13 protein-coding genes are annotated in these 14,259 nt (G+C 72.7%); 8 read left to right on the top strand and 5 right to left on the bottom strand.

Annotation, left to right across the window (positions count from 1 at the left end; genetic code table 11):
- Positions 1-59: 59 nt before the first annotated feature.
- Positions 60-551 (bottom strand): nitroreductase/quinone reductase family protein, encoded by a 492-nt coding sequence (locus tag AB0G17_RS17370; protein WP_361382606.1) that lies wholly within the window; start codon positions 549-551, stop codon positions 60-62.
- Entirely contained in the window at positions 548-1,756 is a 1,209-nt protein-coding gene (locus AB0G17_RS17365; RefSeq protein ID WP_361382603.1) for an acyl-CoA dehydrogenase family protein, read from the bottom strand. The genes AB0G17_RS17370 and AB0G17_RS17365 overlap by 4 nt, the downstream gene beginning before the upstream one ends.
- A gap of 675 nt (positions 1,757-2,431) precedes the next feature.
- On the opposite strand from AB0G17_RS17365, the gene AB0G17_RS17360 reads away from it, so the two are divergent.
- The 4 genes from AB0G17_RS17360 to AB0G17_RS17345 all read left to right on the top strand — a co-directional run bounded on the left by AB0G17_RS17360 (position 2,432) and on the right by AB0G17_RS17345 (position 5,891).
- Positions 2,432-3,172, top strand: coding sequence for an XRE family transcriptional regulator (locus tag AB0G17_RS17360; RefSeq protein ID WP_361382600.1), 741 nt, complete (start codon positions 2,432-2,434; stop codon positions 3,170-3,172).
- A 4-nt stretch (positions 3,173-3,176) separates the two neighbouring features.
- Positions 3,177-3,647: an NUDIX domain-containing protein gene (locus AB0G17_RS17355; protein ID WP_361382597.1), complete on the top strand. Its 471-nt coding sequence runs from the start codon at positions 3,177-3,179 to the stop codon at positions 3,645-3,647.
- Positions 3,648-3,835: 188 nt separating this feature from the next.
- Positions 3,836-5,020, top strand: coding sequence for an acetyl-CoA acetyltransferase (locus tag AB0G17_RS17350; RefSeq protein WP_361382594.1), 1,185 nt, complete (start codon positions 3,836-3,838; stop codon positions 5,018-5,020).
- Positions 5,021-5,228: 208 nt separating this feature from the next.
- Positions 5,229-5,891 carry a pyridoxal 5'-phosphate synthase gene (locus tag AB0G17_RS17345; protein WP_361382591.1) on the top strand — a complete coding sequence of 221 codons (663 nt, stop codon included), beginning with the start codon at positions 5,229-5,231 and terminating at the stop codon, positions 5,889-5,891.
- A gap of 88 nt (positions 5,892-5,979) precedes the next feature.
- Here AB0G17_RS17345 and AB0G17_RS17340 read toward each other — a convergent pair whose 3' ends face one another.
- On the bottom strand, positions 5,980-6,393 hold the full coding sequence (locus AB0G17_RS17340; protein WP_361382588.1) for a Zn-ribbon domain-containing OB-fold protein: 414 nt from the start codon (positions 6,391-6,393) through the stop codon (positions 5,980-5,982).
- A gap of 302 nt (positions 6,394-6,695) precedes the next feature.
- Here AB0G17_RS17340 and AB0G17_RS17335 point away from each other — a divergent pair, with 302 nt between their 5' ends.
- From AB0G17_RS17335 to AB0G17_RS17320, 4 genes are all read left to right on the top strand, one after another.
- Complete coding sequence (locus AB0G17_RS17335) at positions 6,696-7,883, top strand: NAD(P)/FAD-dependent oxidoreductase (RefSeq protein WP_361382585.1); 1,188 nt, start codon at positions 6,696-6,698, stop codon at positions 7,881-7,883.
- 272 nt (positions 7,884-8,155) lie between these two features.
- On the top strand, positions 8,156-10,381 hold the full coding sequence (locus tag AB0G17_RS17330) for an acetate--CoA ligase family protein (RefSeq protein ID WP_361382582.1): 2,226 nt from the start codon (positions 8,156-8,158) through the stop codon (positions 10,379-10,381).
- Entirely contained in the window at positions 10,378-11,259 is an 882-nt protein-coding gene (locus AB0G17_RS17325) for an enoyl-CoA hydratase-related protein (protein WP_361382579.1), read from the top strand. Before AB0G17_RS17330 ends, AB0G17_RS17325 begins: the two co-directional genes overlap by 4 nt.
- A 119-nt stretch (positions 11,260-11,378) precedes the next feature.
- A complete protein-coding gene (locus tag AB0G17_RS17320; RefSeq protein ID WP_361382878.1) occupies positions 11,379-11,975 on the top strand; it encodes a flavin reductase family protein in 597 nt (198 codons plus the stop codon).
- A gap of 197 nt (positions 11,976-12,172) precedes the next feature.
- Here AB0G17_RS17320 and AB0G17_RS17315 read toward each other — a convergent pair whose 3' ends face one another.
- The gene (locus tag AB0G17_RS17315) at positions 12,173-12,898 is read right to left on the bottom strand and encodes a hypothetical protein (RefSeq protein ID WP_361382576.1); all 726 of its coding nucleotides are present in this window, start codon (positions 12,896-12,898) and stop codon (positions 12,173-12,175) included.
- Positions 12,899-12,924: 26 nt separating this feature from the next.
- Positions 12,925-14,253: an MFS transporter gene (locus tag AB0G17_RS17310; RefSeq protein ID WP_361382573.1), complete on the bottom strand. Its 1,329-nt coding sequence runs from the start codon at positions 14,251-14,253 to the stop codon at positions 12,925-12,927.
- Between the last annotated feature and the right edge of the window lie 6 nt (positions 14,254-14,259).

Below are 14,259 nucleotides of genomic sequence, written 5' to 3'. Positions count from 1 at the left end.
CCCAGGTGAGCCCCCGCCGGCGTCCCGCGCCCCGGCGACCCTCCCCCCTTCCCTCCTCGTTACTCCCTCCGCTGCTCCAGCCGGAAGAGCCGTATCTCGCGCTCGACGCGGGCCTGGTACGCGGCGTACGGGGGCCAGAACGCCAGCGCCGCCCGCCAGGCCGCCGCCCGCTCCTCCCCCGCGAGCAGCCGGGCCCGTACCGGCAGGTCGCGCCCCTTCCAGCTGATCTCGGCGTCCGGGTGGGCCAGCAGGTTGCCGGTCCAGGCCGGGTGGCCGGGACGGCCGAAGTTGGACCCGACGAGCAGCCAGGTCCCGCCGTCCTCCGGCATACAGGCGAGCGGAGTCCGCCGCGCGAGCCCCGATCTGGCACCGCGTGCGGTGAGCACGACTCCCGGCAGCATCCGCGCGCTCGGCAGCACCTTGCCCCGGGTGAGCCGGTGCACCGCCCGGTCGAGGGCGGGAACGACATGGGGGGCCACCTTCGCGAACGCGCGCGTGGAGGACACCTTCTGGACGAGGCGTACGCCGCGCGAGGTGCGGGCCCCCGTCACCGGACGCCCGCTCGCGCCGTACGTGACGTACGCGCCCCGAACAGCCCGGCCCGGTAGGCGGCATGGCCGCGCAGCAGCGGTACGGGCCCGAAGAGCAGCTCGTCGGACGCGGCCCGCTTGAAGTACAGATGGGCCTCGTGCTCCCAGGTGAACCCGATGCCGCCGTGCAGCTGGATCGCCTCGGCGGCGGTGCTCCGCAGCGCCTCCAGGGCCTGCGCGAGGGCGAGCCCGCCGGCGTCCGGGTCCCAGGCCGCGTAGTAGGCGGCGGAGCGGGCCGCCTGCACCTGTACATAACGGTCCGCGAGGCGGTGTTTGACGGCCTGGAACGACCCGATGGGCCGCCCGAACTGCTCGCGCTCCTTCACGTACGCGACGGTCCGCTCCAGCGCGTGCGCGGCGGCGCCGACGGCTTCGGCGGCGAGGGTGGCGGCGGCGGTACGGCCGGTGTCGAGGAGGGCAGCAAGGGGATCCCGCCCTCCCTCCCCCTCCCCCTCTTCGCCCAGCAACTCGACCCCCACATCACGGAGTTGGACTCTCCCCTGCGCCCGGGTCTCGTCGAGGGCGGTCTGCCGGGTCCGGTGCAGGCCGTCGGCGTCTCCGCGTACGAGGAAGAGACGGACGCGGCCGCGCGTGAAGCCGCCGGTGTGGGCGGCGACGAGGAGGAGGTCGGCGCGGTGGCCGTCGAGGACCTGGGCGGCCTCGCCGTACAGCCGCCATCCGCCCTCGACCCGCCGGGCCTGCACGCCCCCGGCGCGCCCGCCCCCCGCCCATGCGCCGTCGGCGTTGTCGCCGGTCAGCCCCAGGGCCAGGGCGAGGGCGGGGCCCGGGACGGCGAGGCTCGCGGTGAGCTCACCGCGCGCCAGCCGGGGGAGGTACGCGCGCTTCTGCGGCTCGGTCCCCAGGGCGAGGAGGAGGGGGGCGGCGAGGGCGGCGGTCGCGAGGAGCGGGGACGGCAGGAGGGCGCGTCCGGTCTCCTCACAGGCGAGGGCGAGTTCGGCGGGACCGCAGCCGACCCCGCCGTACGCCTCGGGAAGCGCGACTCCCGGAAGCCCCAGCTCGACGGCGAGCTGCCGCCACAGACTCTGGTCGTACCCCGGGGCGGTCCGGACGGCGGCTTTGACCTCGTCGGGGCCGCAGCGTTTGGTGAGCAGGGTGCGGAGGGTGCGGCGGATCTCGTGCTGCTCTGGGGTGAAGTCGACATCCATGAGCGGCTTCTCCTCCCGGGGGGGCGGGTCGACGCGGCGAATCTGACGGTACATCAGTTTCCGCTGCCCCACCCCTTCCCGAAGCTCCAAAGCCGGTCAGTCGAATGCGTCGGCGGGCAGTACGGGGGTCGCGCTGTCCCGTGCGGGTGGCAGCGCCTCGCACAGCTTCGCCGCAGAGCCCATGCGCAGTGCGCCAAGCTCGACGTACGGGTGCCCCGATCCCGCCACCAGGCCCCGAACTCGCGCCGCTTCCGCCTCAGGCACACCCACACGCACAAGAGCGGCCCGCAACAGAGCAGCCACGTGATCAGCTTCCGCACACGCACTCTTGTACTGGTCCATGGGGATCACCGCGCCGTCTCCTCGCCGCACTCAAAGTGCCTGTACAGAACGGTGGTTGGCCCAGCACCCGCACGCTGGAAGCGGCGCGCGGGCACCAGCGGCCTGAACTTCTCGCCGCATTCGGAGCACCGACTCTTGGCGGGTGGGTACGTGCTGTACTCGTCCTTGATCTGCGTGCCAGCGGCCATATTCGCCGTCCTCTCACGTCTTGGTGTGGTGATCCTCTCGCCGGTCGCCAGGACGGAGGAACCTCGTACGTTTCCCACTTCGGGACGTCCCGGTGCGGGTAGAACGTCCCCAAGCAGCGTCCACTGGTTAGGGGAGAGACCGGCCATGTCGAATGAGCGCCTACGGGCTGTCATGGCCTCTGGAGGATGGACGCACGGGAGCTTGGCCCAGGCAGCGGGCGTCGATCCCAAATCCGTTGAACGATGGGTCAATCTCGGCCGAACACCACGGCGAGCAACGGCGCTCAAAGCCGCCGAGACGCTGGGGGAAGACGTGCACGCTCTTTGGCCGTCGCTGAGGCAGGCACGTTCCGCACGGGCCGTCAGCCCGGAACTCGTGGCACTGTACGGCCAGCGGGCGGACTTGCCGGTTTCCGTGTACGTGGATCTCCTTGCGGCAGCACGGGAGCAGATCGACGTGTTGGTGTACGCCGCCGTGTTCCTTCACGAGGCGTACCCCCGACTGACCGACTTGCTCAGAGAGCGTGCCGCCGAAGGGTGCTCGGTACGGATCGCTCTGGGCGACGCTGATAGTACAAACGTTCAACAGCGCGGTCAGGAAGAGAAATTCGGCCACGGCATCGAGAGCCGCTGCCGTCTGGCACTCCTGCACTACCGGCCCTTACTGGAAGTACCCGGCATTGATCTGCGGACCCACGCAACGACGCTCTACAACAGCGTGTACCGCGCTGACGACCAGGTGCTGGTCAACGCCCACGTATGGGGCGTGAACGCCTATGGTGCGCCCGTGTGGCACCTTCGGCGCAACAGCAGCGGGGGCGTGTTCGACACCTACGCGGAGAGCTTCAACGCCGTATGGGAGATGGCCCGACCCGTGGAAGGCTGATCGCATGGCACGGACCGAGTACTACGACGACCCGAACGCACCGAAGCCCAACAGCCTGGTCGTTGCCGCCTCTGCCGTCGTCACGGACGCCCAGGGGCGCATCCTCCTCCAGCGGCGCCGGGACAACGACTTGTGGGCGCTTCCCGGCGGAGCCATGGACATCGGGGAGTCGCTGCCCGGCACGGCTGTCCGGGAGGTCAAGGAAGAGACGGGCCTGGACGTGGAGATCACGGGGTTGGTCGGCACGTACACGGACCCACGGCACATCATCGCGTACAGCGACGGAGAGGTTCGCCGGCAGTTCGCTGTCGTCTTCACGGCACGCGTGGTCGGAGGGAAGCTCGCCATGTCGGACGAGTCGACAGAGCTGCGCTATGTCTCGCCCGGCGACTTGGACGGGATGCCCTTGCACCACACGCAGCGGCTACGGCTCGCGCACTATCTGGAGCACCATGATCGGCCGTATCTCGGCTGAGCCACCAAGGTTCCCTACGCTGCCCTGCGGGACGGAGTGAGTCCTTCGTATGGTCTTCCCCTGTCCGGCTGGGGCTGTCCCCAGCCGCCACCCGCAGGCAAATCCCGCACCCACCAACCAAGCAGTCCGGCAAGAACTTTCGGGAAGGGGTGGGGGCCGGGTTTAGAAACTGATGTACCGTCAGATTCATGGCAGATGCCCGCCCGCGCGCCCGCCCCCGCCGCGTCGCCATCGTCGGCGCAGCCCTCTCCGACACCGGTCGCGTCGACGACGCGACCCCGTACGCCCTGCACGCCCAGGCCGCCCGCAGGGCGCTCGCGGACTCCGGGCTCGACCGGAGCGTCGTCGACGGGTTCGGGTCCGCGGGGCTCGGGACGCTCGCGCCCGTCGAAGTCGCCGAGTACCTGGGGCTGAAGCCGACCTGGGTGGACTCCACCGGCGTCGGCGGCGCCACCTGGGAGGTGATGGCCGCGCACGCCGTGGACGCGATCGCCGCCGGGCACGCCAACGCTGTACTCCTCGTCTACGGCTCGACCGCCCGTGCCGACATCAAGGCCGGGCGAAGGACATCGAATCTGTCGTTCGGCGGGCGCGGACCCCTGCAATTCGAAGTTCCTTACGGCCACACCTTGATTTCGAAGTACGCGATGGCTGCCCGCCGCCACATGCACGAGTACGGCACCACCGTCGAGCAGCTCGCCGAGATCGCCGTACAGGCGCGCGCCAACGCCGCGACCAACCCCGACGCGATGTTCCGCGACCCGATCACCGTCGACGACGTCCTGTCCGGGCCGATGATCGCGGACCCGTTCACCAAGCTGCACTGCTGCATCCGCTCGGACGGCGGCTGCGCGGTGCTGCTCGCGGCGGAGGAGTACGTGCCCGACACCGCCAAGGACCCCGTCTGGGTGCTCGGTTCGGGCATGGCCGTCTCCCACACCACGATGTCCGAGTGGGACGACTTCACCGTCTCCCCGGCCGCCGTATCGGGCCGCCTCGCCTTCGAACGGGCCGGGGTGCGCCCCTGCGACATCGACCTCGCGGAGATCTACGACGCCTTCACGTACATGACCCTCGTGACTCTTGAAGATCTCGGGTTCTGCGCGAAGGGGGAGGGTGGTGCGTTCGTCGGGAAGGGGCGGCTGCTGCGGGACGGGGAGCTGCCCGTCAACACGGACGGGGGTGGGCTGTCCGCCTGCCATCCCGGCATGCGCGGGCTGTTCCTCATCGTCGAGGCCGTACGGCAGCTGCGCGGCGAGGCCGGTCCCGGCCAGGTCCACAAGCCGGACGGCCGGCTGCCCGGGCTCGCGGTGGCTTCGGGCACGGGCGGGTGGTTCTGCTCGTCGGGGACGCTGGTCCTGGCGCGGGAGTGACCGCTGGTCCTGGCGCGGGAGTGACCGCTGGTCCTGGCGCGGGAGTGACCGCTCGTCCGGCGCGGGAGTGACCGCTCGTCCGGCGCGGGAGTGACCGCTCGTCCGGCGTCCGTCGAGGGTGACGAGTACGGCGACGTCGAGTACGCCCTTACACGCGCGCAGGGGCTCGCGCCGGGGGAGCGTGAGAGCGCCGGGTGACAATCTGCGGATGGACATGGGATTCGAGGAGTATCTGCACACCCTGCGCGTCTGGGACGTCGAGCTGCCGCACTTCGACCCTGAGGCCGCGCCGGACGAGCCCGTGCCGCTCTTCCGGGAGTGGCTGATGCATGCCGGGCGCGCGGGCCAGGCCGAGCCGCACACGATGACGCTGGCGACCGTGGACGGGGACGGGCGGCCGGACGTACGGACGCTGATGCTGCACGGGGCCGATGCGGGCGGGTGGTGGTTCGGGTCGCACTCCACCAGTGCGAAGGGGCGGCAGCTCGCGCTCTGCCCGTCGGCGGCGCTCGGGTTCTACTGGCCCGCCGTGGGGCGGCAGGTCCGGGTGCGCGGGGCCGTCCGGCCGGCGGGCTTCGACGCCGCCCAGGCCGATCTGCACGCCCGGTCGACCGGGGCGCTGGCCGCGGCGCTGGTGGGGCACCAGAGTGAGGTGCTGGGGTCCGTGGCGGAGCTTGCGGCGGCGTCTGAGGCGGCGTGGGTGCGGGCTGCGGCTTCACCCGACACGCCCGTACCGACCTGGACGCAGTACGTCCTCGACCCCGTGGAGGTCGAGTTCTTCCAGGGGGATGCGCGGCGGCGGCATGTGCGGCTGCGGTACCGGCGGGATGGGGGTGCGGGTGCGTGGGGGCGGGAGTTGCTTTGGCCGTAGTTCGTCCACGGGCCGTCTGTGGCTGGTCGCGCCCACGCGGCGGAGCCGCATATGTCACAGCCCCGCGCCCCTGAGGGCCCTCGGAACGTCAGCCCGGCCCGAACACCGGTACCGCCACCCCTCCTCCCCCCTCTCCTCCCCGGAACTCCACCCACAGCTCCATCCCGATCCTCAGCTCGCCCTCCCCGCACCCCACCACCTCCGTCATCATCCGCGGCCCCTCCGCCAGGTCCACCACCGCTGCCGTGTACGGGACTCGGGCGTCGAAGGGGGGCAGGTCGTTGCGGTGGATCACCGACCAGGTGTAGAGCGTGGCCCGGCCGCTCGCCTCCTCCCACGCCACGTCCTCGCTCCAGCAGTACGGGCAGAACTCGCGCGGGTAGTGGTGCGCCCGGCCGCACGCCCCGCAGCGGCGGATCAGTAGGCGGCCCTCGGCGGCCGCGTCCCAGTACGGGCGCGTGAACGCGTCGATCTCCGGCGTCGCCGCGTCGCCCGGCCTCATCAGAACCACCCGATCGCGTGAGCCGGCGACCACGTCTGCCACTCCAGTGAGTCCGTCGAGTCCAGCGAGTCCATCCGCGGCCCCCTCATCAACCCGCCCGTCAACCCAATCGTTTCTGACGGTACGTCAGTTCAGCGGACATGGCCGCCCCGCGCAAGAGCCCGTGCGGCGACCCTCCACCCGGCCACATCGCCCCCACCGCCGCCCGCCCCCGACGCAAACTCCGGAGCGTGATCGATTCGTAACCGATTCAGGTCTTGACCGAGACCCATCAAGTTGGTGCGTCGTTACGCTCGGTTCCCATGGCCACCAACGACCCCACCCGCCCTGTCTACGTCATCGGCGCCGGCCCCGGCGGTCTCGCCGTCGCCGCCGCCCTGCGCGGGCGGGGCGTACGGGCGGTCGTACTGGAGAAGGCCGACGCCGTCGGGGACTCCTGGCGCCACCACTACGACCGACTGCGGCTGCACACCACCCGCCGGCTCTCCGCGCTGCCGGGGCTCAAGATGCCCCGGTCGTTCGGGCGCTGGGTCGCCCGGGCCGACGTCGTGCGGTACCTGGAGAAGTACGCCCAGGTGCATGAGCTGGAGATCGTCACCGGTGTCGAGGTCTCACGGATCGAGCGGATCGAGCGTGCCGAGGGTGTCGAGGGGGTCGAGCGCGCCGAAGGGGCGGACGACGAGGGCGGCTGGCTGCTGCACGCCACCGGTGGGCGGCGGCTGACCGGGCGGGCGGTCGTGGTGGCGACGGGGTACAACCACACCCCGTACCTGCCCGAGTGGCCCGGCGCCGACGCGTACACCGGCACCCTGCTGCACGCTGGGCAGTACCGGAACCCCGCCCCGTACGCGGGCAAGGACGTCCTCGTCGTCGGCAGCGGGAACACCGGCGCGGAGATCGCCGTCGACCTGGTCGAGGGCGGGGCCGGGCGGGTGCGGCTCGCCGTGCGCACCGCGCCGCACATCCTGCGCCGCTCCACCGCCGGCTGGCCCGCCCAGGCCTCCGGCATCCTGGTGCGGCGGCTGCCCGTTCCGCTGGTGGACCGGGCGGCCGGGGCCATGGCCCGGCTCAGCGTGCCCGACCTCGCGGACAAGGGGCTGCCCCGGCCGGAGACCGGCCTCTACGCGCGCGTACGCGAAGGCGCCATCCCCGTACAGGACGTGGGTCTGATCGCGGCCGTGCAGGCGGGGCGGGTGGAGCCGGTCGCGGCGGTCGACTCGTTCGAGGGCGCCAAGGTCGTGCTGGCCGACGGCAGCCGTATCTCCCCCGAGGTCGTCGTGGCCGCCACCGGCTACCGGCGGGCCCTGGAGGGGCTGGTCGGCGAGTTGGGTGTGCTCGACGGGCGGGGCCGTCCCACCGTCCACGGCGGCCGCACCGCACCCACCGCCCCCGGGCTCTACTTCACCGGGTTCACCAACCCCATCAGCGGCATGCTCCGCGAGCTGGCCATCGACGCCGAGAAGATCGCCAAGGCGGTCGCGCGCTCCTGAAGCCGAGGGCACGCATCGTCGGCACGCCTCTTCCCCGCCGCCCGCGCACGCCGTAGTTGGCGCAATGGTGACGGGTAGGCGCCCCCCGGGCGGGTACGGAAAACGTACTCGGCCGGACCTCCCGCGCGTCCCGGAGCCTTCGGTGAGCCTTTGCCCGCAGGACGGTTCCTGACTGGTCGTCAGGTCTGTAATCTGACTATGCGTCAGTTACCAGCCAGTTGCGCAAGAGCCACAAGAGCCATGTTGGCCATCGACCAGGAGCGGGCGGAACGATGCTTGGATCGACTCACGGCACCCTCACGACCGACTTCCGCGCACGGGTGGTCGCCTGCGGCGAGCAGCCCCGGCCCGGCGCCGTCCACGGCACCGCCGCCGCCGAGGGCGATCTGGACGTCAGCGGCCGGCCACTGTACGTGCCCGTACCCGACCTCGACCGGTTCTTCCGGCCCGAGTCGCTGGCCGTCGTCGGCGCCTCCGACGCCGAGGGGCGACCCAACACCGGGATCACCCGCCAGCTGATCGCCTGGGCCGAGCGGGTGGGCGCGCGCGTCCACCCCGTGCACCCCACGCGCGACTCCGTCTTCGGCCTGCCCTGCGCCGCGTCCGTCGCGGACCTGCCCGAACAGGTGGACCTGGCCGTGCTGCTGGTCGGCGACCCGCTGCCGCTGATCGACGAACTCGCCGAGACCAAGGTGAAGTTCGCGGTCGCCTTCGCGTCCGGGTTCGCGGAGACCGGCGAGGACGGCGCGGCCGCCCAGGAGCGCCTCGCCGCCGCCGTGGCGCGCTCGGGGATGCGGCTGCTCGGCCCCAACACCAACCTCAACGCCTTCGAGCGCTTCCGGGACGATCTGGAGGGGCCCGCGATCGCCCTGATCACCCAGTCCGGCCACCAGGGCCGCCCCCTGTTCGCCCTCCAGGAGCTGGGCGTCCGGCTCTCCCACTGGGCGCCCACCGGCAACGAGGCCGACCTGGAGAGCGCCGACTTCATCTCGTACTTCGCGGAGCGCCCCGGGACCGGGGCCATCGCCTGCTATCTGGAGGGGCTCAAGGACGGGCGCTCCTTCCTGCTCGCCGCCGACCGGGCGGCGCGGGCGCGGGTGCCCGTGGTCGCGGTCAAGGTCGGCCGCACCGAGACCGGGGCCCGCACCGCCGCCTCCCACACCGGCAAGCTGACCGGCGCGGACCAGGTGGTGGACGCGGCGATGCGGCAGTACGGGGTGATCCGCGTCGACGGGCTCGACGAGCTCCAGGACACCTCGGCCCTGCTGGCGCGGGCGCGTCCGCCGATGGCCGACGGGGTCGTCGTCTACTCGATCTCGGGCGGCACCGGCGCCCACTTCGCGGACCTGGCCACGGCCGCCGGGCTGACGCTCCCCACGCTCTCCGAGGCGAAACAGGCCGAGCTGCACGAGTGGATACCGCCGTATCTGAACGTGGCCAACCCCGTCGACAACGGCGGCCACCCGGTGGGCGACTGGCGCGGACGGAAGATCATCGACGCGATCCTGGCCGACCCCGCCGTCGGCGTACTGATCTGCCCCATCACCGGGCCCTTCCCGCCCATGAGCGACCAGCTGGCGCGGGACCTGGTGGAGGCGGCGGAGCACACCGACAAGCTGGTGTGCGTGGTGTGGGGGTCGCCGGTCGGCACCGAGGCCGCCTACCGCGAGACGCTGCTGGGCTCGTCCCGGGTCGCCACCTTCCGTACGTTCTCCAACTGCATAGGCGCCGTCCGCGCCTACCTCGCCCACCACCGCTTCACCTCCGCCTACCGCTCGCCCTTCGACGAGGCGCCGCGCGTGCCGTCGCCGTCGTTCCGCAAGGCCCAGGCGCTGATGCGGCCGGGCCGGCAGCTGAGCGAGCACGCGGCGAAGCAGCTCCTTCGCGCGTACGGGATCCGGGTGCCGCGCGAGCAGCTGGTGACCAGCGCCGCCGCGGCCGTACGGGCGGCGGGCCAGGTCGGCTACCCGGTGGTGATGAAGGCCTCGGGCACCCGGCTCGCCCACAAGACCGAACTCGGCCTGGTGAAGGTCGGGTTGACCTCCGCCAGCCAGGTGCGGGACGCGTATCGCGAGCTGACCGACATCGCCCGGTACGAGGGCGTGGAGCTGGACGGCGTGCTCGTCTGCCAGATGGTCGCGCGGGGTGTGGAGATGGTCGTCGGCGTCACCCACGACGCGCTCTTCGGGCCGACCGTGACCGTCGGCCTCGGCGGGGTCCTGGTGGAGGTGCTGGGCGACGCGGCCGTGCGCGTACCGCCGTTCGGTGAGGAGCAGGCCCGCGCCATGCTCGGCGAGCTGCGCGGCCGGGCGCTCCTGGACGGCGTACGGGGCGGGCCGCCGGTCGACGTGGACGCGCTGGTGGAGGTGGTGCTGCGGGTGCAGCGCATGGCCATGGAACTCGGCGGCGAGCTCGCGGAGCTGGACATCAACCCGCTGATGGTGCTGGAGCGCGGGCAGGGCGCGGTGGCGCTGGACGCGCTGGTGGTGTGCTCATGAGTGCTGCGGGCTCTGCCGCTTCCGCTCATGAGGCCGCCGCTGATGTCGCTGGGGCCGCCGAGGCCGCGGCTTCGGGGGGACTTCGTCCCCCTGGGGAGACCGTACGCCACACCACTGACAGCGGCGTCTCATGGATCACGCTCGACCGGCCCGAGGCCATGAACGCCGTGACCTGGGAGCAGCGGGAGCGGATCATCGCGCTCCTGGACGGGGCGAACGCCGACCCGGCCGTACGGGCCGTCGTGATCACCGCGACCGGCAAGGGGTTCTGCGCGGGCGCCGACCTCAGGGGCGGGGCGATGGCCGGTGAGCGGGTCGCCGGGGACGTGGCCCGCACCATCCGCCTGGGCGCCCAGCGGCTCATCGCGGCCGTGCTCGACTGCGAGAAGCCGGTGATCGCCGCCGTCAACGGCACGGCGGCGGGCATCGGCGCCCATCTGGCCTTCGCCTGCGACCTGGTGCTCGCCGCCGAGTCGGCCCGCTTCATCGAGGTGTTCGTACGGCGCGGACTCGTCCCGGACGGCGGGGGCGCCTATCTGCTGCCGCGGCTCGTGGGGCCGCAGCGCGCCAAGGAGCTGATGTTCTTCGGGGACGCGGTGGCGGCGGCGGACGCCGAGCGCCTGGGGCTGGTCAACCGGGTGGTGCCGGACGACGACCTGCCCGCCGTGGCACGGGAGTGGGCCCAGCGGCTCGCGGCGGGCCCGACCCGCTCGCTCGCCCTGGCCAAACAGCTGGTCAACGCGTCCCTGGACGGCGACCGCAGGACCGCCTTCGCGGCGGAGGCGGCGGCCCAGGAGATCAACATGACCACCCAGGACGCCCGGGAGGGCGTGGCGAGCTTCGTGGAGCGCAGAACGCCGAAGTACCGGGGCCTGTAAGGCGTTCACCCGCGATCGGGTGGTGCGGTTTCCATCCCGTACGCCCCCTCCGTCCTGCGCGAGGGTTCCCATCTGACGACCCGTCAGGTTCAATGGATGGCGTGATGGGACACGAAGGGATGGCGGCGACCGTCGTCCGATACCTGCGGTCCGTCGGCGCGGCGGCCACGGCCCCCGCCGAGCCCGTCGAGGCGCTGCCCCGGCCCGACTTACGGGCCGTACGGGACGACGAGCGGCTGCCCGTCGACCCCGCCGAGTTCAGAGGCGTCCTCGGCCACTTCGCCACGGGCGTCACGGTCGTCACAGCTCGGGACGAGGCCGGCCCGGCCGGCTTCGCCTGCCAGTCCTTCGCCTCCCTCTCCCTCGACCCGCCGCTGGTCGTCTTCATGGTGGGCCGTACGTCGACGACCTGGCCGCGCATCGCCCGCGCGGGCACGTTCTGCGTGAACGTCCTGGGGGCCGAACAGGGGCCGCTGTGCCGGGCGTTCGCGGTGAGCGGCGCTGACAAGTTCGCGGGGGTGGCCTTCGACGCGGCCCCCGTGACCGGCTCCCCGCGCCTGGACGGGGTACCGGCGTGGGTGGACTGCCGCATCCAGAACGTCCACACCGGCGGCGACCACCTGATCGTGGTGGGCCGCGTGGAGGCGCTCGGGGGGACGGCGGAGGGGGAGCCGCTGCTGTTCCACCGGGGGCGGTTCGGGCGGTTCAGCGCCTGACCGCGCGCCCTTTTTTGGCCCGGCCTTTGTCTGCGGCTGAGTGGGGGCTGCTCGCGCCGTTCCCCTCGCCCCCAAACCCCCTGTCCCCTGCGGGCCGTGCCGGGTTGCTCGCGCCGTTCCCCGCGCCCCTTGGGCATCTGCGGCCGCAGGGAACCGTTGCGGTGGCCCGGCCGCGCCGGGGCGCAGGCGCGGAGGGGCTACCAGCGTCGCTCCAGCACCTCTCCCCCGCTGCGCGTCTCGATCCGGAGCTCGCCCCTGTCCCCGTAGGCCTCCCGGCGCCACGCCGCGAACACCTCCGCGATCCGGCGCCCGCTGAAGTCGTCCCCGCCGGACGGAATGAAGTTGACCGTCACCAGAGCCCGTACCGAGTCGCCCTCCTGCTTGAGGCGGGCGGCCACCAGGAACGGCCACATGCCGTCGTCGGCCTTGGTGAGGTGCTTGGCGTAGTAGTCGGCGAAGTCCTGGGTCATGTCGAACCAACCGGCGGGGAGGCAGGGCGGGGCCGTGCCCTCGGTCGGCGGGCCGGGGTCACCGGCGTCGTCGTCGGTGGTCTCGTCGGTGGGCGGGCCGGGGGTGCCCGTGTCCTCGTCCGTGGGCGGCTGGGAGGACCCGGCAGGGTCGTCGTCCGTGGGCGGCTGGGAGGACCCGGCAGGGTCGTCGTCCGTGGGCGGCTGGGAGGACCCGGCAGGGTCGTCGGTCGTCTCGTCCACACCCCCGCCCGACGCGTCCTGAGTCGTCTCGTCCGGCCCCCCGGCCCCCTGCTCCGTCGTCTCGTCCGGCGGACACGGCACCTTCTCGGCCGCGAGCGACGGCGACGACGGCGGCGACGCGGGCCGCCCCGCCGACTCCGTCCCGCACCCCGCCAGGGCCGCGCACAGCAGCCCCGCCACCGTCACCGCGTCCCGCAGTTTCCTCGGCTTCATCACTCCCCCTCCGAAGGAGGAGGGGATCACGCCGCCGCCGGTTCCACCAACGGTCCCGTCGGCGGCCCGCCGCGCCGGATCACCAGGGCCATCAGCGCCGCCACGGCGCAGAGCGTGCCCGAGCCGTACCAGACCATGTCGTACGAGCCGAAGGTGTCGCGAGCCAGGCCGCCGAGGAAGGCGACGGCGGCCGCGCCCACCTGGTGGGAGGCGAGCACCCAGCCGAAGACGATGGCGCTGTCCTCGCCGTAGTGCTCCCGGCAGAGCGCGAGCGTCGGCGGGACGGTGGCGACCCAGTCCAGGCCGTAGAAGACGATGAAGAACAGCATCGGCGGATGGATGGAGGGCGCGAGCAGCATCGGCAGGAAGAGGAGCGAGATGCCGCGCAGCGCGTAGTACGTGGCGAGCAGGCGCCGGGACTCGAAGCGGTCGGTGAGCCAGCCGGAGAAGATCGTGCCGGCCACGTCGAAGACGCCGATGACGGCGAGCAGTGAGGCGGCGGCCGTCACCGGCATGCCGTGGTCGTGCGCGGCGGGCACGAAGTGCGTCTGGATCAGGCCGTTGGTGGACGAGCCGCAGATCGCGAAGGTGCCCGCGAGCAGCCAGAACGGCCCGGTGCGGACGGCCGAGACCAGCACCTTCAGCGCGCGCCCGGCCGCGCCGGGGACGGGCGCGGGCTTCTCCACGTACGTGTCCGAGCCGTACGGCGCGAGCCCCACGTCCGCCGGGTGGTCGCGCAGCAGCAGCCACACGAACGGCACCACGGCGAGGGCGGTGAGCGCGACGGTGACGGCGGCCGGGCGCCACCCGTGGTGCTCCACCAGCCAGGAGAGGACCGGCAGGAAGATCAGCTGGCCGGAGGCGGAGGCGGCGGTGAGGATGCCGGTGACCAGGCCGCGCCGCTCGGTGAACCACCGGTTGGTGACGGTCGCGGCGAACGCCAGCGCCATCGACCCGCTGCCCAGCCCCACGAGCAGGCCCCAGCAGAGCATCAGCTGCCAGACGGAGTCCATGAAGACGGTGAGCCCGGCCCCGGCCGCGATCACCGTCAGCGCGACGGCCACGACCCGGCGGATGCCGTACCGGTCCATCAGCGCGGCGGCGAAGGGCGCGGTGAGCCCGTACAGCGCGAGGTTGAGCGAGACCGCCGCCCCGATCGTGCCGCGCGACCAGCCGAACTCGGCGTGCAGCGGATCGATGAGCAGCCCCGGCAGCGACCGGAAGGCGGCCGCGCCGATGATCGTCACGAAGGTGACGGCGGCGACGAACCAGGCACGGTGGAAACGGGGGGCGGGGCGGGGCCGCGGGGCGGCCCGCTGCCCCTCCGGGGCGACGGCATCGGTTGTCTGGGACATGCCGAC

Source organism: Streptomyces sp. NPDC023838 (genome assembly GCF_040639555.1).
In the GTDB taxonomy this organism is placed as follows: domain Bacteria; phylum Actinomycetota; class Actinomycetes; order Streptomycetales; family Streptomycetaceae; genus Streptomyces.
This window is presented reverse-complemented; position numbering and strand designations above follow the sequence as displayed.

Excerpts from the sequence above, each read along its gene's own strand:
- AB0G17_RS17365 (WP_361382603.1), bottom strand. The coding sequence starts at position 1,756 with ATGGATGTCGACTTCACCCCAGAGCAGCACGAGATCCGCCGCACCCTC.
- AB0G17_RS17360 (WP_361382600.1), top strand. The coding sequence starts at position 2,432 with ATGTCGAATGAGCGCCTACGGGCTGTCATGGCCTCTGGAGGATGGACG.
- AB0G17_RS17355 (WP_361382597.1), top strand. The coding sequence starts at position 3,177 with ATGGCACGGACCGAGTACTACGACGACCCGAACGCACCGAAGCCCAAC.
- AB0G17_RS17350 (WP_361382594.1), top strand. The coding sequence starts at position 3,836 with ATGGCAGATGCCCGCCCGCGCGCCCGCCCCCGCCGCGTCGCCATCGTC.
- AB0G17_RS17345 (WP_361382591.1), top strand. The coding sequence starts at position 5,229 with ATGGACATGGGATTCGAGGAGTATCTGCACACCCTGCGCGTCTGGGAC.
- AB0G17_RS17340 (WP_361382588.1), bottom strand. The coding sequence starts at position 6,393 with ATGAGGCCGGGCGACGCGGCGACGCCGGAGATCGACGCGTTCACGCGC.
- AB0G17_RS17335 (WP_361382585.1), top strand. The coding sequence starts at position 6,696 with ATGGCCACCAACGACCCCACCCGCCCTGTCTACGTCATCGGCGCCGGC.
- AB0G17_RS17330 (WP_361382582.1), top strand. The coding sequence starts at position 8,156 with ATGCTTGGATCGACTCACGGCACCCTCACGACCGACTTCCGCGCACGG.
- AB0G17_RS17325 (WP_361382579.1), top strand. The coding sequence starts at position 10,378 with ATGAGTGCTGCGGGCTCTGCCGCTTCCGCTCATGAGGCCGCCGCTGAT.
- AB0G17_RS17320 (WP_361382878.1), top strand. The coding sequence starts at position 11,379 with ATGGCGGCGACCGTCGTCCGATACCTGCGGTCCGTCGGCGCGGCGGCC.
- AB0G17_RS17315 (WP_361382576.1), bottom strand. The coding sequence starts at position 12,898 with ATGAAGCCGAGGAAACTGCGGGACGCGGTGACGGTGGCGGGGCTGCTG.
- AB0G17_RS17310 (WP_361382573.1), bottom strand. The coding sequence starts at position 14,253 with ATGTCCCAGACAACCGATGCCGTCGCCCCGGAGGGGCAGCGGGCCGCC.